Origin of the sequence: Pusillimonas minor, from assembly GCF_014237865.1 — a bacterium.
GTDB lineage: Bacteria > Pseudomonadota > Gammaproteobacteria > Burkholderiales > Burkholderiaceae_B > Neopusillimonas > Neopusillimonas minor.
The window spans coordinates 88,030-105,044 of sequence record NZ_JACJUU010000006.1; the positions used below are offsets into that span (position 1 = coordinate 88,030).

Genomic DNA, 17,015 nt, shown 5'->3' on the forward strand with positions numbered 1-17,015 from the left:
TGCAGGTCGATACCACCTGCCCAGTTTATAAGAAGCCAATGGGTTCGTGGGGCATGGTTGGCCACTTATGCACGATAATGTTGCTTTTCCAGTCCATTTTCCAGGTCCATCATGTCAGTAAACACCACACGTACCGACTTTGTGCGGTTCTCGCTCGAGCAAGGCGTTTTGCGCTTTGGCGAGTTCAAGGTCAAGTCCGGCCGCCTCAGCCCTTATTTTTTTAATGCCGGCTTGTTCAACTCCGGGTTGTCGGTAGGGCGTCTGGCGCAGTTTTACGCACAGGCCTTGGTCGACTCGGGTATTGAATTCGATATGTTGTTCGGGCCGGCTTATAAGGGGATCCCGCTGGCCACCGCAACGTCGGTGGCCCTGGCGCAGCACCCGGCCATGCAAGGGCGTGATATCCCGTTTGCGTTTAACCGCAAAGAAGCCAAAGACCATGGTGAAGGTGGCGTGCTGGTGGGAGCGCCGCTAAAAGGCAAGGTTGTCATCATCGACGACGTGATCACGGCGGGTACGTCGGTGGGCGAGTCGGTGCAAATTATTAAGGCGGCAGGCGCCGAACCGGCTGCGGTGCTTATTGCACTTGACCGCATGGAGCGTGCCGGCCCCGACGACGCTTTGTCGCCGCATTCGGCCGTGCAAGAGGTCGCGAACCGCTATGGCATGCCGGTGGTCAGCATTGCGTCGCTCGCCGATATCATGGCGCTTATCGAGCACAGTAACGATCTTGCGGTCCACCGCGACGCCGTCGCGGCCTACCGCAAGAAATACGGCGTTTAACCCAGCTTTTCTTTCAGCAGGTCATTAACCTGCTGCGGGTTGGCCTTGCCCTTAGCCGCCTTCATGACCTGGCCAACCAGCGAATTGAAGGCTTTTTGCTTGCCCGCCCGGTACTCTTCGACGATGGCGGGGTGAGCGGCCAGAACCTCGTCGACCATTTTGCCGATGGCGCCGGTATCGCTGATTTGCTTAAGGCCTTTAGCTTCGATGATGGCATCGGCATTGCCGTTGTGCTCGCCGGCCCACATTGCGGTAAACACATCACGAGCAATTTTGTTAGACACCGTGCCATCGATGATGCGTTTGATCAGGCCGGCCAGGGCATCGGCTGAAACCGGGATAGCGTCAATGCTGATCTCGTCGCGGTTGAGTGCGGCCGAGACCTCGCCCAGTACCCAGTTGGCGGCCAGCTTGGCCTGGCCTTCGGGCAACTGTTTTGCCGTCGCCTCGAAGTAGTCGGCAAACGCGCGGTCGAGCGTTAGCTGAGCCGCGTCGTAGCCTGTCAGGCCTAAGTCAGACTCGAACCGCTTGCGCTTGGCGCTCGGCAGCTCGGGCATACCGGCCTTGACGCGCTCAATCCATTCGGGCGCAATAACCAGCGGTGGCAAGTCGGGATCGGGGAAGTAACGATAGTCGTCAGAGTCTTCCTTGCTTCGCATGCTGCGGGTTTCGTCTTTGTCGGCATCGTACAGACGGGTTTCCTGACGTACCTTGCCGCCATCTTCGATCAGGTCGATTTGGCGTTGGGCTTCGTGCAAGATGGCGCGCTCGAGGAAACGGAATGAGTTCAGGTTTTTGATCTCGCAGCGGGTGCCGAATTCGGCCTGGCCTTTTGGGCGTACCGAAACGTTGGCGTCGCAACGAAACGAGCCCTCTTGCATATTGCCATCGCAGATACCCAGCCAGACCACCAGGCCATGCAGGGTGCGGGCATAGGCAACGGCCTCAGCCGCCGAGCGCATTTCGGGTTCGGAGACGATCTCGAGCAACGGGGTGCCGGCGCGATTCAGGTCGATACCGGTTGATGACTCGCCGTGCGGGCCCGTGAAATTTTCGTGTAGCGATTTGCCGGCGTCTTCTTCAAGGTGGGCGCGGGTCAGACGCACGGTTTTTTCTGTGTCGCCTACAAAAAACCGGATTTCGCCGCCTTGAACAACCGGGATCTCGAATTGGCTGATTTGGTAGTTTTTGGGCAGGTCGGGGTAGAAGTAGTTTTTGCGCGCAAATACCGATCGTGGCGCCACATGTGCGCCTACTGCAAGACCGAAAGCAATGGCCCGCTCGACGGCACCACGGTTAAGCACCGGCAGGCTGCCCGGCAAGGCCATGTCGATCTCGTTGGCCTGGGTGTTGGGCAGCGCACCGTACTTGGTGCTGCTGCTTGAAAATATCTTGGATGCCGTCGATAGCTGGGCGTGTGTTTCAAGCCCGATGACAATTTCCCATTCCATTATTTCTGTTCCGGTTTACGTTGGTGCCAGTCGGTGACCTGCTGGAAGCGGTCGGCAATGGCCAGAATCTGGCCTTCGCGGAAGTAGTTGCCGATAATTTGCAAGCCGACGGGCAGCTTGCCTTCGGCGCCGCCAAAACCGCAAGGGATAGACATTGCCGGCAAGCCCGCCAGGCTCACGCCCAGGGTGTAGACATCGGCCAGCCAGTCGGCGGTTGGGTCGTCGCGGTTGTCGCCGATGCGTTTGGCGACAGAAGGTGTAACGGGGCCCATGATGACGTCGCACTGGTCGGCAAAGGCTTGCTGGAAGTCGTTGGTGATCATGCGACGTACCCGTTGGGCCTGCAGGTAGTAGGCGTCGTAGTAGCCGTGGCACAGTACGTAAGTACCCACCATAATGCGCCGGATTACTTCGGGCCCGAAGCCTTCGGCACGGCTGCGGCTGGTCATGTCGGCCAGGTCGCCGTATTGGTTGGCCCGGTGGCCGTACCGGACACCGTCGTAGCGCGAGAGGTTGCTGGATGCTTCGGCCGGCGCAATGACGTAATACGCGGGGATGGACAGTTTGGTGCGTGGCAACGAGATATTGACGCGCGTGGCGCCCAGGGCCTCGTAGTGTTGCAGGGCGGCCTCGATGGCAGCGGCTACGTCGGCACTTAAGCCGTCGCCGAAAAATTCGGTGGGTACGCCAATGCGCAAGCCTTGCAGTGGCTTGGCCCCGTTGGCATCGAACTGGGCAGCGTGTTGCGCAAATTCGTTGCGCATGCGGCCGGGTGCGTTGGCAACACCATCGCAAAACTCAAGGCTGGTCGAGTCGCGTTCGTCGAAGCCGCTCATGGTGTCGAGCAGCTCGAGGAGGTCTTTGGCGTGACGGGCAACCGGGCCGGCCTGGTCGAGGCTGGACCCGAAGGCAATCATGCCAAAACGCGATACCGTGCCGTAGGTGGGCTTGATGCCGCTGACGCCGCAAAGGGCCGCCGGTTGCCGGACCGAGCCGCCGGTGTCGGTGCCCGTGGTGGCGGGCACAATGCCCGCGGCAACCGCTGCGGCCGACCCGCCCGACGAGCCGCCGGGCACCCGCTGGGTATCCCAGGGGTTGCGCGTAGGGCCGAACGCCGAATTTTCGTTGCCCGAACCCATGGCGAATTCGTCGCAATTTAGTTTGCCAACCGACACCGCCCCGGCCAGCGCCAGTTTGCTGACAACTGTGGCGTCGAAGGGGCTGGTGTAATTGGCCAGCATTTTGCTGGCAGCGGTTGTGCGCCACCCCTGTGTGACGAAGACATCTTTGTGGGCAATGGGGACACCGGTAAGCGGGTGCGCCTGGCCATTGGCCAGCATCTGGTCGGCTGCGCGCGCCTGGGCCAGCGTAAGTTCCGGGTCGACGTGCAAAAAAGCGTTAAGCCCTGACTGGGCCTGCGCAGCCTGAAGCGCGGCATTGGCCAGCTCGGAGGCACTGACCTTGCGCGCTGTTAAAGCGCCGCGCAAGGCTTCGATGCTGTCGAATTCTTGAAGTGTGGACATGGGTAATATTTAGTAAGAGTTTATTCGATGACCGTGGGCACCAGGAACAGGCCTTCTGTTTGGGCCGGCGCGTTCGACATAAGCGCATCGCGGCCTTCGGGGGGCTGTGCCGGCGCGGCGGCGTCTTCGCGCAGCCGAAGGGCGATGTCTTGGTGCGCCGAAAGCGGATGTGCCATGGGGTCAATGCCCGAGGTATCGACGGCCTGCAGTTGTTCGATCAGGCCCAAAATGCCATTGAGCTCGGTTTGCATGGTTTGGCTGTCAGCGTCTGACAGTGCAATGCGCGCAAGACGCGCGACGCGGGTAACGTCGTCTTGGGTGATGGCCATGGAAATTGTCCGGTAGAGGGATCGGTTACTAAAAATTAATGGGCCAGGAATCTGGCCCTATCTAAAATGAATTATAAGTTATCATTTACGGCTAATTCTGTTAATTGGGCCCGTGGTGCGCGTGCTAAGCTTCAAAACCGCGATGGCTGATTAATTCGCTTTAATAAACTATCTACGACTAAGCGCACATGTTCGGATTTCTCCGCAGTTATTTCTCCAGCGATATGGCCATCGATCTCGGTACGGCCAACACGCTTATCTACGTTCGCGGCAAGGGTATTGTGCTCGACGAGCCCTCGGTCGTCGCCATCCGCCACGACGGCAGCCCTAACGGTAAAAAAATCATCCAGGCCGTAGGGCGCGAAGCCAAGCAGATGCTGGGTCGGGTGCCGGGCAACATCGAGGCCATTCGGCCCATGAAAGACGGCGTGATCGCCGACTTTACCGTGACCGAGCAAATGCTCAAGCAGTTTATTCGTATGGTGCACCCGGGCAGCATGTTCGCGCCCAGCCCCCGAATCATTGTTTGTGTGCCTTGCGGTTCCACTCAGGTCGAGCGCCGCGCCATCCGCGAATCTGCCCTGGGTGCGGGTGCCAGCCAGGTCTACCTTATCGAAGAGCCCATGGCTGCCGCCATTGGTGCCGGGTTGGGCGTCTCCGACGCCAGCGGCTCCATGGTTGTCGACATCGGTGGCGGTACCACCGAAGTGGCCGTTATCTCGCTGGGCGGCATGGTGTACAAAGGCTCGGTACGTGTCGGCGGCGATAAATTCGACGAAGCCATCATCAATTACATCCGTCGCAACTACGGCATGCTTATCGGCGAACCCACCGCCGAATACATCAAAAAAGAAATCGGTTCCGCTTTCCCGGGTGCCGAAATCCGCGAAATCGAAGTCAAGGGTCGTAATCTCTCCGAGGGTGTGCCGCGCAGCTTTACGGTGTCGTCCAACGAAATCCTCGAGTCCCTCACCGATCCGCTTAACCAGATCGTATCTGCGGTAAAAACAGCGCTCGAGCAAACCCCGCCAGAACTGGGCTCCGACATCACGGAAAAGGGTATTGCCCTGACCGGTGGCGGCGCACTTCTGCGCGACCTCGACCGTCTGCTGCAAGAAGAAACTGGGCTGCCCGTTATTGTCGCCGAAGACCCACTCACCTGCGTTGTGCGCGGCTGTGGCGAAGCGCTCGAGCATCTTGAACGTCTGGGCACGGTGTTCATCTACGATTAACACCGACGGTGCGGCCTTGACCAATGCAGCGAAATGCAACTCTCCGGTTATTCAAGCGTGGGCCAACGCCTGAATTTCGTCTGCTGGTTGTTGTTCTGCTCAGTCTGGTTTTGTTGTTTGTCGATGCGCGTTGGTCGGTGCTCGATCCTTTCCGGCGCGTGGTATCGGTGGCCATTTATCCTTTTCAGCGGGTCGCCATGGCGCCGCGCGATGTCATCGAGCTGGTCGATAACTGGATGAACGCGGCAACGCTGGCGCGTACCGAAAAAGAAGCCCTCCAGCGTCAGCGCATCGAACTTGCGCAATTGGCCAGTCATTCGGCACAGTTGGCCACCGAAAACCAGCAGCTACGTCGTTTGCTCAGCGTAACCGAACTGGGCCAGCAGCGGTCTATTGCTGTCGAAGTCCTTTACGAGCCGGCCAACGCGTTTAATCATCACCTTATTTTTAATAAAGGCAGTACCAGCGGCATTGCGCCGGGCATGCCGGTCATCGACGAGGGTGGTGTGGTTGGCCAGGTTATCCGGGTAACACCATTTACTTCCGAAGCGGCGCTGCTGACCGACGACAAGGTGTCGGTGCCTGTTCAGGTCGTACGCAACGGGCTGCGGCTTATCGCCTTTGGCGGCAATCCCGAAGGCAAGGTTGAAGTACGTTATTTAATGGCCAATGCCGATATTCAACCTGGCGATACGCTGGTGACCAGCGGCATTGGCGGGCTGTTTCCGGCAGGTTTGGCGGTCGGCCGCATCGACGAAGTCAAGCACGATACCGTCAGTGGTTTTGCTGTCGCGCTTGTCACGCCGTCGTCGCACCCCGAGCGCTACCGGCATTTTCTTGTTTTAAGTACCGAGGCTGCCCGTGCTGCGGTCAACGCCGAGGGTGACGATGCCCCCAAGTAATACAACGCCTCGTTCGTTAAGCTCGTTGCAGCCGCTCGATACCCGCTCGTTCGGCGGGCCGGCCAGTTTGTGGTTGGTGTGGGGCTCAATTTTGCTGGTCTGGGTGGTTTCGCTATTGTCGTGGCGCCTTTGGTTGCCCGCGCCCGATCTGCTTTTGCTGGTTATTGCGTTCTGGTGTCTCAACGAGCCTCGGCGTGTTGGTCTGTTTACCGCATTTGTATTTGGCCTGCTGCTGGATGTCCACGATGCGGGCCCATTGGGCGGGCAGGCGCTTGTGTATGGGTTGGTGGCGTACGGTACTGTGGTGTTAAGCCGCCGGTTGGCCCGTTTTAATGTTGTTGTGCAGGCTTTGCATTTGCTACCCGTTTTTGTGGTGTCTAAAGCGGTTTACGCCCTGATCAGCGCGTGGCTGTTGGGGCAATGGGTGGGCTGGACATGGTTGTGGTCGGCCCTGTTTACCGTTGCGCTTTGGCCCATCGCCTATATTTTGCTGCACTACCTGCCCAATCGGTTGCACGATGAAGTCGAGTCGGGGGCGGCCTAAGGCCGTTTTCGCACGCATCACATGTTCGAATTCAAGAAAACCTCGCAAGCCCAAAAGCGCCGTTTGTTGCTGCGTCTTTGTATTGCCGCAGCGCTGGTGCTGGTGTGTTTCGGGTTGCTGATTGCCCGCCTGTGGCATTTGCAAGTCGAACGCTACGAAGGGTTGGCGGCCCGCGCCGATGCAAACCGTATCGCTGTCGTACCTATACCACCCCGCCGCGGCGAAATCCTCGACCGAAACGGTGTTGTGCTTGCTCGCAATTATCGCGATTACACGCTGGTGGTAACGCCCGCCCAGGTTAAAGATCTTGACCAGCTACTCGATAACCTCTCTGCATTGGTGTATATCAGCCCCACGCAGCGTAAACGGTTTTTCCAGTTGGCTCAGCAAAGCAGCCGGTATGCGCAAATTCCCGTACGCAATAATCTCAACGAAACTGAAGCCTCCTGGTTTGCCGCCCATGCCTACAAGTTTGACGGCGTCGAACTTAGCGCGCGCTGGGTGCGCGAGTATCCGCACGGCGAAACCGCCGCCCATGTGCTGGGGTATGTGGGGCGCATTTCCGAGGCCGACCTCGAGCGTCTTGAAGAGGCCGACCAGTTGGGCAACTATCGAGGCAGCCAGACCATCGGTAAAAAGGGTATAGAAAAAACCTGGGAATCGGTGCTGCATGGCCAGACGGGGCTTGAAGAGGTTGAGGTTACGGCAACCGGTCGGCCGGTACGAACCCTGCGCCGCGTCGACCCTGTTCCGGGGGCTGATCTGGTGTTGTCGCTGGACATTGGCCTGCAGCAGCTGATTGAAAATGAGTACAAAGGGAAACGCGGCGCGTTTGTGGCCATCGAGCCCCAGACCGGCGAGGTTTTGGCCTTTGTGTCGGCGCCTTCGTTCAATCCCAATCTGTTCATTGATGGTATCGACGTCGACAACTGGCGCGAACTCAACGAGTCGCCCGATCACCCGCTTATCAATCGCCCGCTGTACAGTACTTACCCCATTGGCTCTACTTATAAGCCGTTTGTTGCGCTCGCGGCGCTCGAGATGGGGTTACGCACGCCGACGCAGCGTATTTCAGACCCGGGTTACTTCGAGTTTGGCGGTCAGCGCTTCCGTAATGCGGGGTCGGTCGCCTATGGGCCAACCGATATTCATCGCGCGTTGGTGGTGTCCTCCGATACCTATTTCTATTCGCTGGGCCCCGAAATGGGGGTCAACGCCTTGCACGATTTCAGTCGGCAATTCGGGTTTGGGCAAATTACGGGCATCGACCTGGATGGCGAGAAAAAGGGGATCTTGCCGTCAACCGACTGGAAGCGACAGGCATTTCGCAAACCCGAGCAACAGCGCTGGTATGCCGGCGAAACGGTGTCTGTAGCGGTTGGGCAGGGGTACAACTCGTTTACCTTGTTGCAGCTGGCGCAGGCAACGGCGGTGCTGGCCAATGGCGGGGTTTACATGACGCCCCACCTGGTTAACCTGGTGCGTAACGCGCAAACCGGGTTGCTTGAAAAGACTGTGACCGAACCGTCGCACAAAGTACCGCTTAAGCCTGAAAACCTCGCGGTGATTACCAAGGCGTTGGCCGGCGTTGTCAACGAAGGTACGGCCCGCCGCGCGTTCGCCGGGGCGCCCTATCAGGCGGCCGGGAAGACCGGTACGGCCCAGGTTTACAGTTTGCGCGGGGCCAAGTACAACGCCGAGGCCATCGACGAGCGACTGCGCGACCATGCCTTGTTCATGGCCTATGCGCCGGCCGAAAATCCAAAGATTGCCATCGGGCTCATCGTCGAGAACGGCGGATGGGGGTCAACTGTGGCCGCACCCATCGCACGCAAGGCCTTCGATTACTGGTTGCGCGATTACGTCAAGCCCGAACCACCCGAGGAAAACGCGCGGGCCGACCGCCACAATGCGACGGCGAGGGCGGGGCAATGAAACGTTTGGGGCAATGGCTGTTGCGTGTGGTTCTGGCCTTCGACTGGCCTTTGCTGTGCATTCTGGTGCTCATGGGCGTGCTTGGGCTGGTGATCATGCAGTCGGCCGTTGGCGGCACCGATTGGCGTTTTGCCGATCAGGCCCGAAACTTTGCCTTGGCTTTTTTTGCCATGTGGGTCGTGGCGTTGACGCCGCCCAAGTTCCTGATGCGCCTGACACCGCTGCTTTATTTGTTTGGCGTGGTGTTATTGCTGGGCGTTGAATTTTTTGGTGAAACCAGCAAGGGGGCAACCCGTTGGCTCGACCTGGGTATTGTGCGGATTCAACCCTCCGAAATGCTGAAAATTACCGTGCCCATGATGCTGGCCTGGTACTTTCATCGCAAAGAGGGCAAGTTCGGTTTTCTCGACTTCATCGTGGCCGGCATTTTGCTGGCAATTCCTTTCGTGCTTATCGTCAAGCAACCCGACCTGGGCACGGCGCTGCTGGTGTTAATGTCGGGCTTTTTCGTCATGTACTTTGCAGGCTTGTCATTCAAGCTGCTGGTGCCGGCAGGTATTGCGTTGGTTGTGGGGCTGTCGGCGCTAATTTACTTCGAGCACGATATTTGTCAGCCGGGCCTTGATTGGGTGGTGCTGCACGAATACCAGAAGAACCGGGTATGCACCTTGCTCGACCCCAGCTCCGACCCCCTGGGCAAGGGCTTTCATACCATCCAGTCCATGATCGCTATCGGGTCGGGTGGTGTGTATGGCAAAGGGTATATGGAAGGCACCCAGACACATCTGGACTTCATCCCTGAACGTACAACCGACTTTATTTTTGCTGTGTATGCCGAAGAGTTTGGCCTGTATGGCGGCATTTTGATGCTGGTGCTGTATTTCTTGTTGATCGGGCGCGGCTTGTTTATCTCGGCCTGGGCCACCACGCAGTATGGCCGGTTGCTGGCGGGTGCCATGGCCATGATGTTCTTTGTTTATGTTTTTGTGAACATTGGCATGGTGACCGGCATCTTGCCGGTGGTAGGTGTGCCGTTGCCTTTCATGAGTTATGGGGGGACGGCGCTGCTGACACTTGGGGTCGCCAGTGGTTTGCTAATGAGTATCAGCCGGCATCGGGCTCAGCTGGCGCGCTAATCAAAGACGGCTGCGCCAGCCCCGCAATTATTTTTTTGACCGGGGCAGGCAGGGCCAGGGTTGGCCACTGTTGCAGGGCAAACCATTGTTTTTGTGGTTCGGCTTCGCGGGTTGTAGCACCTGGGGCATTGACTTGCCAGGGCGTGATGTCAAGCTTGAAATGCGTAAATACATGCTGCAGCCCACCCATGCGCTGCGGGGCCGTGGTAACGCCACGCTGCACGCAGTACGACGCAAGTGCCTCCGGGTCGTCAAATTCCGGCAGGCTCCATAAGCCGCCCCAAATCCCTGAATCCGGCCGTTGTTCCAGGAAAACATGGTCATCGTGCAGCAAGATCAGCATATGACACGACCGGAGGGGGACTTCGGCGCGGGGCTTTGGCGTTGGTAACTGGTTTTGTAGCCCGTGCTTGCGGGCGTGGCAACTGTGCGAAAGCGGGCATTGTTCGCAGGCCGGGTTGCGGCGGGCGCACGGGCCCGAGCCCAGGTCCATCAGGCCTTGGGTATAGGCGGCGATATCTACCGTGGCGGGCGCGGCGTCGAGCACGTCATGGGCCAGGGCCCATAGTGTCTTTTCGACGACGCTGTTGCCCGGGTAGCCCGTTACGCCAAAGTAGCGGGTAAACACGCGCTTGACGTTGCCATCCATGATGGGCGTGCGTACGCCATAGGCAAACGCGGCAATGGCGCCTGCGGTAGACCGGCCAATACCGGGCAAGGCGGCAATCAGCTCGGGGTCCTCGGGAAAGCGCCCGCCATGGGTAGCCTGCACCGCCTGGGCGCATTTATGCAGGTTGCGTGCGCGCGCATAGTAGCCCAGCCCCGCCCAATAGGGCATGACATCCGCCTGATCGGCCTGGGCAAGAGCCTGCAATGTCGGGAAGCGCACGAGAAAACGGTGGTAATAGTCAATGACCGTCGAAACCTGCGTTTGTTGCAGCATGATTTCGGACAGCCAGATCCGGTAGGCGTCGCCCGTTTTCTGCCAGGGCAGATGGTGACGCCCGTGCTGCTTTTGCCACTGGATGATGGTGGTTACGAATGCCGACGGGTTCTGTGCGGGGTAAGGCCGGGGGTAAGACGACATTCAGAACCGTGTGTTTCGGGTCACAGACCAGCGTGCCGACAGCGCCGCCAAAACGGCCACACCGACAATTGCCGTTAATAGCCAAAGGCCATCGGGCAACTGCAGCCGGATTTGCGTACCGTAACTGTTGGCCAGGTTGGCGATGGCCTGGTTAAGCGGGTGCAGCGCAAGCCAGGCAATGCCAATGGCGCAAACGCCGGCCAAGGCACCGGTGAGCGCACCCAAATACAAAAACGGGCGCCGCACGAACGACTCGGTGGCGCCCACCAGGCGGGCCACGGCGATTTCTTCGCGCTGGGTAAGCGCCTGCATGCGGACGGTATTAAAGACGGTAGCCAGTACAACCAAGGCGACACCGGCGGCCAGCATGCCTAAGCCAATGCGAACGAAGTCAAGAATGGCGGCCAGGCGCTGTACCCAGTTGGCGTCGTGCTGTACGCTGTGCACATCGGGCAGGGCCTTCCAGGCGGCGGTTAGTGTGGCGGTTTTTGCGGCTAGGTCGTCGGTGTTTTTCAGGGTGACGATAATGGCGTCGGGCAAGGGGTTGCCCGGCAACACGGCCAACGCGTCGGCCCAGTTCGGGTTGCGTTTCAGGGTGGCCAACGCTTGTTCGCGCGGCACCACGCGTGTGGCCTCGATGTGATCTTGGTAGTTGTCGGCCAGCGTTTTGGCGACGGACTCGGTGGCCCCGCGCGGGGCATCGGTAGCCATGAACAAGGTGATTTCGGGCGAAATGGACACTTGTTTGACGACGGGCTGTGCCGCGGCCAGAAAGCTTGCGCCCAATAGGGGTAACGCCAGTGTCAGCGCAATAACCAGCAAGTTGGCGACCGACGAGAACGGATGCAGCCAGAGCCTTCTGAGGGCGACAGCCAATGCGTAACGATGTTGTCTTAACCAGCGCCTCATGCCATGACCCCTTTAAAGTCGGCAAAACGGCCGGCGGTAATTTGCAGGGTGCGGTTGGCGTAAGCCGCCATCAAACCGGTGTCGTGGGAAGCGATCAGGGTGGTGACGCCCACCCGGTTGAAGTCGCGGAAAACGTCCATAATGCGCGTAGCGCTGTCGTGGTCGAGGTTGGCGGTAGGTTCGTCGGCAATAAGGATGGCGGGGCGGTTGACGATGGCCCGGGCGATGGCCAGACGCTGCTGTTCGCCACCCGACATTTCAATGGGGTTCAGGTCTTCTTTGCCCGACAGCCCGACCTTTTCGAGGGCGGCGCGGGCGCGCGCAACCGCCTGGGACTGTTCCAGCCCGACTACGGTAAGGGGCAGGAGCACATTGGCCATGACGGAGCGGTCGAATAGCAGGTGGGTGTCTTGCAAAATAACGCCAACTGCCCGCCGCAGGTAAGGCCGGGCCCGGTTGGGCATTTTGTCGATACGGTGGTTATTGACGATGATGCTGCCGCGGCTGGGGGGTTCGAGCCCGCCAATGAGTTTGAGCAGGGTAGATTTACCTGCACCCGATGGCCCCGAGACGAATACAAACTCGCCTGCATCAACGCGAAAATTGATGTCGGCCAGGATGTTCCGGCTGCGACCGTAAGACTTGAAAACGTGCTGAAACTCGATCATGGTGAACAGCGATGGGTAACCTGTTGATCCGACCCGTTGGGTAATCCGGGTATTCTAAGTGAATATGATATTGTGCCCATCGGCAATTTCCTAATCGGTGCTGATTTTTAATGGCTGTGTCGTCTTTTCGGTTCAATACGCTCAAAGGCTTTGTGTCCTGGCACAACGCACGGTTTCGCGCGTTGGTCTATCAGGTGCTGCTGGTGGCCGGCCTGGTGTCGGCCTGTGCCTATCTTGTTGTCACCACATTAAACAACCTCGAAGCCCGTAATGTGGCAACGGGGTTTGGTTTTTTGCACCGCGAAGCGGGCTTTGCCATTAGCGAGTCGCTACTGGCTTATCGCCCGGCCGATACCTATGCGCGGGCTATTTTGGTGGGGTTGGTGAACACGCTGAAGGTTGCGGCGGTGGGCGCCGTGTTGGCGACAGTACTTGGCTTGCTTGTCGGCCTGGCGCGCCTTGCGGTCAACCCGTTGCTGTCTTGGCTGGCGCGCACCTACATCGAGGCCATGCGCAATGTGCCGCTATTGCTGCAGTTGTTCTTCTGGTATGCCCTGATTACCGAAGCGGCGCCTGGCCCGCGCCAGGCCATTGCCGTTTTGCCCGGCGTGTTCTTGTCGAACCGGGGGTTGGTGTTGCCCGCCTTCGACTTCGATACCCTTAGTCTTGGTATGCCGGTGCTGCAAGGGTTTAATTTTGCAGGCGGCATCACCGTTAGCCCCGAGTTTCTGGCGTTGTTGCTGGGCCTGGTGTTGTATACCTCGGCCTTCGTCGCCGAAATCGTGCGCTCGGGCATACAGGCGGTGGGCAAGGGGCAGTGGGCGGCCGGCCGGGCTTTGGGGTTGTCGGATCGCCAGGTGTTAAGGCTGGTGGTGTTGCCCCAGGCCTTGCGCATTATGGTTCCCCCCATGACCAGCCAGTACCTTAACCTGACCAAAAACAGTTCGCTGGCGGTGGCGATTGGCTACCCGGACATCGTCTCGATAGTCAACACCACCATCAACCAGACGGGGCAGGCTATCGAGGGGGTGTTGATCATCATGGCGGCGTATCTTAGCGTCAGTTTGTCCATCTCTGTTCTGATGAACATGTATAACCGCCGCCTGGCGCGGGTGGCGGGCCGATGAGCCGGTTGCGCCTGCTTGTCGCCAGTCCGTTCAATACCGTACTGACGGTGTTGTGTGCGGGGCTTTTGCTGGCGCTGGTGCCTCCCGCGCTCGATTGGCTGTGGTTAAGCGCCAGTTTTGGCGCAACCGATGCGCAGGGGTGCCGCGAGGCTGGCGGGGCGTGCTGGTCGTTTATTGCGCATAAATATCGCCTTATCCTTTTTGGCGTGTATCCGTACGACGAGCAATGGCGGCCATTGCTGGCCAGTGTTCTGCTGGTTGGCTTGGTGGCTTTCAGCTGTGTGCGCGCATTCTGGCGCAAATGGCTGGCGCTGGTATGGCTGGTTGCCCTGGCGCTTGTTGGCGTGTTGATGTGGGGCGGGGTGTTTGGCCTGAGCTGGGTCGAGAACCGGTTGTGGGGCGGTTTGCCGTTAACGCTTGTTTTGGCGGTTTTTGGTGTCGGTCTTGCGTTTCCGTTAGGTGTATTGCTGGCCCTGGGGCGCGCGAGCGACATGCCCGCGGTACGCGTGTTGTGCGTGACCTATATCGAACTGATTCGCGGTGTGCCGCTGATTAGCCTTTTGTTCATGGCATCTGTGATGTTGCCCTTGTTCTTGCCCGAAGGTATCACCATCGACAAACTGTTGCGCGCGCAATTAGCCATTGTATTGTTTGTGGCGGCCTACATTGCCGAGACGGTGCGGGGCGGCTTGCAGGCGGTGCCACCCGGCCAATATGCCGCGGCCGATTCGTTGGGGCTGGGGTATTGGCAAAAAATGAACACGATTATTTTGCCGCAGGCGCTTGGCACCGTTGTCGGGCCGTTGGTGGGCATTTTCATTTCTTTGTTTAAAGATACCTCGCTGGTGGTTGTTATTGGCGTGTTCGACCTGACCCAGGCCGCTAAAACGGCGTTGGCCGATGCCCAGTGGCAAGGTTTCAGCACCGAGGCCTACCTGTTTATCGCGGCCATTTATTTCGTGTTCTGCTATGCCATGTCGCGCTACAGCCGAACGCTGGAACGGCGCTGGCAGCCCTGAGAATAAAATTGTAACAACGCGATTGCTTCAGCCTTGGTAGTATAAAAAGCGATCAGGGCGTGTTCGTCCTGTCAAAAAGGAGAACAATATGAACGTGTCTATGCGATTGAATCGTGTGATTGCAGGGGTGGGGATTGCAGCGCTGCTTACGGGTTGCGCCGCAGTCAACGACACCATGGGTGGCATGAGCCAGGGTGGCCGCACGGCGGCCGGCGCGGGCGCGGGCGCTGCCGTGGGCGCCGGGTTGGGCGCTATTATCGGTGACAGCAGTAAAGCGGCCCTCATTGGCGCCGGTATTGGCGCTGTGGCCGGTGCTGTTGCCGGCTACAACTGGGCAGGCATCAAAAACGACGTCCAGCAGTCGGGCGCCACCAGCCTTGGGGTTGATGTTGTCGAAATGCCCGATGGCACACTTAAGGTCCTGATCCCCAGCCATGTGTCATTCGACACAGGCAAGTATGCGCTCAAGCCCGAATTGCTGCCGGTACTCGACAGCGTTGCACGTGCCCTGACGCAGCATCCCGAATTGCGGGCCAAAGCTATCGGCTACACCGACAGCACAGGTACCGCGCAGGTAAACCAGACGCTGTCTGTAAATCGGGCGCGTGCGGTAACCGACTACATTGCCGCACGGGGCATTTCGGGCACACGCCTGATGTCTGAAGGCCGCGGCCCCAGCAACCCTATTGCTGACAACACTACGGTTGAAGGTCGTGCCATGAACCGGCGCGTCGAGCTTTTCTTGTACGCAGTACGCTAGCCGGGTCGGTAGCGCCTTTACAAAACAAACCGCCCCGCGTAATTGCGGGGCGGTTTGTTTTTGCGCCGCCCGTTAAGGCTTAGAACGGGTAGTGGCGCGGGGTGGTTTGCATCGATACCCAACGCAACTCGGTGAAGGCATCGATGCCTGCTTTGCCGCCGAAGCGGCCGATGCCGCTGTCTTTGACGCCGCCAAACGGCATTTGGGCTTCGTCGTGAACGGTGGGGCCGTTAATGTGGCAAATACCCGACTGAATGCGCGTGGCCACTTGCCAGGCGCGGGCGACGTCTTTGCCAAATACAGCCGACGACAACCCGTATTCGCTGTCGTTGGCCACGCGGATGGCCTCTTCAACACCGTCGACCCGGACGATGCCCTTTACCGGACCGAAAGACTCTTCGCTGTAGATTTTCATGTCGGGCGTGACATTGTCGATGAGCGTAGCGGGGATGAGGGTGTCGGTGGCTTTGCCGCCGCACAGCAGCTTGCCACCCTTGGCCAGCGCATCGTCAATCATGGCGTTACAACGTTCGACCGTCGACATGTCGACAACCGAGCCCAAGACGACGGGGCCTTTGCGCGGGTCGCCCAGGGGCAGGTTGCGGGCTTTTTCGGTAAGTTTGGCCACAAACTCGTCGGCGATTTTTTGGTCGACAATAATGCGCTCGGTCGACATGCAGATTTGCCCTGAGTTGGCGAACGCACCAAATGCAGCGCCATTGACGGCATCTTCGATGTCGGCATCGTCGAGGATAACCAGCGGCGCTTTACCGCCCAGCTCGAGGACGACGGGTTTAAGGTACTTGGCGCAGGCCATCGCAATGATGCGGCCCACACGTGTCGAGCCGGTAAAGTTGACACGGCGAACGGCCGGATGCGCGATCATGGCCTCGACGATGGGGCCGGCGTCGGCGGGTGCGTTGGTGACAAAGTTGACGACGCCTTCGGGCAGACCCGCTTCTTGAAGGGCTTCGATGATGAGGCCGTGCGTGGCCGGGCAAAGTTCAGAGCCTTTCATGACAACGGTGTTGCCGCAGGCCAATGGCACGGCAATGGCCCGGGTACCTAAAATGACGGGTGCGTTCCAGGGCGCCATGCCCAACACAACGCCTGCAGGCTGACGCACGGCCATGGCCAGGTTGCCGGGTACATCGGAGGGGATGACCTCGCCACTGATTTGAGTGGTGAGCGAGGCTGCTTCGATGAGCATGTTGGCGGCTAAATGAACATTGAAGCCGGCCCACATGGCAGACGCGCCGGTTTCTTCGGCGACCGCTTTGATGAAGTCGTCGGTACGGGCCTCGAGGGCCTTTGCGGCCTTGAGCAACAGACCGCGACGCTCGCCGGGGCCCATGGCGGCCCATGCCGGAAACGCGCGCGATGCGGCTTCGACGGCGGCAATGGCATCGTCGACGGTGGCGGCGGGGGCAGTGGTTGCCACGCTGCCATCAAGCGGGTTTTTACGTTCGAAGGTTGCGCCGTTGCTTGCCGCCTGCTTCTTGCCATTGATTAACAGTGAGATGGTGGTCATAAGGGGACTCCGTAATGGGTGGTATGGGCGTGAAGCCAAGGGCCGCACTCTGCCGGGCAGGCCTCTGATGCTTCGCGAC

General features: G+C 59.2%; 16 protein-coding genes. 9 read left to right on the top strand and 7 right to left on the bottom strand.

The window, feature by feature from the left end:
- Window positions 1-111 precede the first annotated feature (111 nt).
- The gene (gene pyrE / locus GTU67_RS09280) at window positions 112-783 is read left to right on the top strand and encodes an orotate phosphoribosyltransferase (protein WP_185779797.1); all 672 of its coding nucleotides are present in this window, start codon (window positions 112-114) and stop codon (window positions 781-783) included.
- Here pyrE and gatB read toward each other — a convergent pair.
- From gatB to gatC, 3 genes are read right to left on the bottom strand one after another with little or no spacing between them, the layout of a single operon-like run.
- Window positions 780-2,234, bottom strand: a complete 1,455-nt coding sequence (gene gatB / locus GTU67_RS09285; protein WP_185779798.1) for an Asp-tRNA(Asn)/Glu-tRNA(Gln) amidotransferase subunit GatB — start codon at window positions 2,232-2,234, stop codon at window positions 780-782. The genes pyrE and gatB overlap by 4 nt on opposite strands.
- Window positions 2,234-3,757 (bottom strand): Asp-tRNA(Asn)/Glu-tRNA(Gln) amidotransferase subunit GatA, encoded by a 1,524-nt coding sequence (gene gatA, locus GTU67_RS09290; protein WP_185779799.1) that lies wholly within the window; start codon window positions 3,755-3,757, stop codon window positions 2,234-2,236. Before gatA ends, gatB begins: the two co-directional genes overlap by 1 nt.
- Window positions 3,758-3,777: 20 nt before the next feature.
- Window positions 3,778-4,086: an Asp-tRNA(Asn)/Glu-tRNA(Gln) amidotransferase subunit GatC gene (gatC, locus tag GTU67_RS09295; protein ID WP_185779800.1), complete on the bottom strand. Its 309-nt coding sequence runs from the start codon at window positions 4,084-4,086 to the stop codon at window positions 3,778-3,780.
- Between the two features lie 188 nt (window positions 4,087-4,274).
- Here gatC and GTU67_RS09300 point away from each other — a divergent pair, with 188 nt between their 5' ends.
- From GTU67_RS09300 to rodA, 5 genes are read left to right on the top strand one after another with little or no spacing between them, the layout of a single operon-like run.
- Entirely contained in the window at window positions 4,275-5,318 is a 1,044-nt protein-coding gene (locus GTU67_RS09300) for a rod shape-determining protein (protein ID WP_093969769.1), read from the top strand.
- Window positions 5,319-5,341: 23 nt separating this feature from the next.
- Window positions 5,342-6,220: a rod shape-determining protein MreC gene (gene mreC, locus GTU67_RS09305; protein ID WP_185779801.1), complete on the top strand. Its 879-nt coding sequence runs from the start codon at window positions 5,342-5,344 to the stop codon at window positions 6,218-6,220.
- Window positions 6,207-6,764, top strand: a complete 558-nt coding sequence (gene mreD / locus GTU67_RS09310; protein ID WP_185779802.1) for a rod shape-determining protein MreD — start codon at window positions 6,207-6,209, stop codon at window positions 6,762-6,764. Before mreC ends, mreD begins: the two co-directional genes overlap by 14 nt.
- Before the next feature lie 21 nt (window positions 6,765-6,785).
- Window positions 6,786-8,699 carry a penicillin-binding protein 2 gene (mrdA, locus tag GTU67_RS09315; RefSeq protein WP_185779803.1) on the top strand — a complete coding sequence of 638 codons (1,914 nt, stop codon included), beginning with the start codon at window positions 6,786-6,788 and terminating at the stop codon, window positions 8,697-8,699.
- Window positions 8,696-9,835: a rod shape-determining protein RodA gene (gene rodA / locus GTU67_RS09320; protein ID WP_185779804.1), complete on the top strand. Its 1,140-nt coding sequence runs from the start codon at window positions 8,696-8,698 to the stop codon at window positions 9,833-9,835. The genes mrdA and rodA overlap by 4 nt, the downstream gene beginning before the upstream one ends.
- Here the strand turns inward: rodA and mutY are convergent.
- From mutY to GTU67_RS09335, 3 genes are read right to left on the bottom strand one after another with little or no spacing between them, the layout of a single operon-like run.
- Window positions 9,804-10,922 carry an A/G-specific adenine glycosylase gene (gene mutY, locus GTU67_RS09325; protein ID WP_185779805.1) on the bottom strand — a complete coding sequence of 373 codons (1,119 nt, stop codon included), beginning with the start codon at window positions 10,920-10,922 and terminating at the stop codon, window positions 9,804-9,806. The two genes, rodA and mutY, sit on opposite strands and share 32 nt — an antisense overlap.
- Entirely contained in the window at window positions 10,923-11,831 is a 909-nt protein-coding gene (locus tag GTU67_RS09330) for a cell division protein FtsX (RefSeq protein WP_185779806.1), read from the bottom strand.
- On the bottom strand, window positions 11,828-12,499 hold the full coding sequence (locus GTU67_RS09335; RefSeq protein WP_185779807.1) for a cell division ATP-binding protein FtsE: 672 nt from the start codon (window positions 12,497-12,499) through the stop codon (window positions 11,828-11,830). The genes GTU67_RS09330 and GTU67_RS09335 overlap by 4 nt, the downstream gene beginning before the upstream one ends.
- A gap of 110 nt (window positions 12,500-12,609) precedes the next feature.
- Between GTU67_RS09335 and GTU67_RS09340 the strand changes: the two genes are divergently transcribed.
- The 3 genes from GTU67_RS09340 (at window position 12,610) to GTU67_RS09350 (ending at window position 15,405) form a co-directional block, all read left to right on the top strand.
- Window positions 12,610-13,626 (top strand): amino acid ABC transporter permease, encoded by a 1,017-nt coding sequence (locus GTU67_RS09340; protein WP_185779808.1) that lies wholly within the window; start codon window positions 12,610-12,612, stop codon window positions 13,624-13,626.
- Window positions 13,623-14,645, top strand: a complete 1,023-nt coding sequence (locus tag GTU67_RS09345) for an amino acid ABC transporter permease (RefSeq protein WP_185779809.1) — start codon at window positions 13,623-13,625, stop codon at window positions 14,643-14,645. The genes GTU67_RS09340 and GTU67_RS09345 overlap by 4 nt, the downstream gene beginning before the upstream one ends.
- 88 nt (window positions 14,646-14,733) lie before the next feature.
- Window positions 14,734-15,405: a YiaD family glycine zipper/OmpA-like lipoprotein gene (locus GTU67_RS09350; RefSeq protein WP_185779810.1), complete on the top strand. Its 672-nt coding sequence runs from the start codon at window positions 14,734-14,736 to the stop codon at window positions 15,403-15,405.
- A 79-nt stretch (window positions 15,406-15,484) separates the two neighbouring features.
- Here the strand turns inward: GTU67_RS09350 and GTU67_RS09355 are convergent, their stop codons facing one another.
- Window positions 15,485-16,936, bottom strand: a complete 1,452-nt coding sequence (locus tag GTU67_RS09355) for an aldehyde dehydrogenase (protein ID WP_185779811.1) — start codon at window positions 16,934-16,936, stop codon at window positions 15,485-15,487.
- Window positions 16,937-17,015: the final 79 nt, after the last annotated feature.

Bases quoted from the DNA above. Each gene is read 5' to 3' on its own strand.
- pyrE (WP_185779797.1), top strand. From the start codon at position 112: ATGTCAGTAAACACCACACGTACCGACTTTGTGCGGTTCTCGCTCGAG.
- gatB (WP_185779798.1), bottom strand. From the start codon at position 2,234: ATGGAATGGGAAATTGTCATCGGGCTTGAAACACACGCCCAGCTATCG.
- gatA (WP_185779799.1), bottom strand. From the start codon at position 3,757: ATGTCCACACTTCAAGAATTCGACAGCATCGAAGCCTTGCGCGGCGCT.
- gatC (WP_185779800.1), bottom strand. From the start codon at position 4,086: ATGGCCATCACCCAAGACGACGTTACCCGCGTCGCGCGTCTTGCGCGC.
- GTU67_RS09300 (WP_093969769.1), top strand. From the start codon at position 4,275: ATGTTCGGATTTCTCCGCAGTTATTTCTCCAGCGATATGGCCATCGAT.
- mreC (WP_185779801.1), top strand. From the start codon at position 5,342: ATGCAGCGAAATGCAACTCTCCGGTTATTCAAGCGTGGGCCAACGCCT.
- mreD (WP_185779802.1), top strand. From the start codon at position 6,207: ATGCCCCCAAGTAATACAACGCCTCGTTCGTTAAGCTCGTTGCAGCCG.
- mrdA (WP_185779803.1), top strand. From the start codon at position 6,786: ATGTTCGAATTCAAGAAAACCTCGCAAGCCCAAAAGCGCCGTTTGTTG.
- rodA (WP_185779804.1), top strand. From the start codon at position 8,696: ATGAAACGTTTGGGGCAATGGCTGTTGCGTGTGGTTCTGGCCTTCGAC.
- mutY (WP_185779805.1), bottom strand. From the start codon at position 10,922: ATGTCGTCTTACCCCCGGCCTTACCCCGCACAGAACCCGTCGGCATTC.
- GTU67_RS09330 (WP_185779806.1), bottom strand. From the start codon at position 11,831: ATGAGGCGCTGGTTAAGACAACATCGTTACGCATTGGCTGTCGCCCTC.
- GTU67_RS09335 (WP_185779807.1), bottom strand. From the start codon at position 12,499: ATGATCGAGTTTCAGCACGTTTTCAAGTCTTACGGTCGCAGCCGGAAC.
- GTU67_RS09340 (WP_185779808.1), top strand. From the start codon at position 12,610: ATGGCTGTGTCGTCTTTTCGGTTCAATACGCTCAAAGGCTTTGTGTCC.
- GTU67_RS09345 (WP_185779809.1), top strand. From the start codon at position 13,623: ATGAGCCGGTTGCGCCTGCTTGTCGCCAGTCCGTTCAATACCGTACTG.
- GTU67_RS09350 (WP_185779810.1), top strand. From the start codon at position 14,734: ATGAACGTGTCTATGCGATTGAATCGTGTGATTGCAGGGGTGGGGATT.
- GTU67_RS09355 (WP_185779811.1), bottom strand. From the start codon at position 16,936: ATGACCACCATCTCACTGTTAATCAATGGCAAGAAGCAGGCGGCAAGC.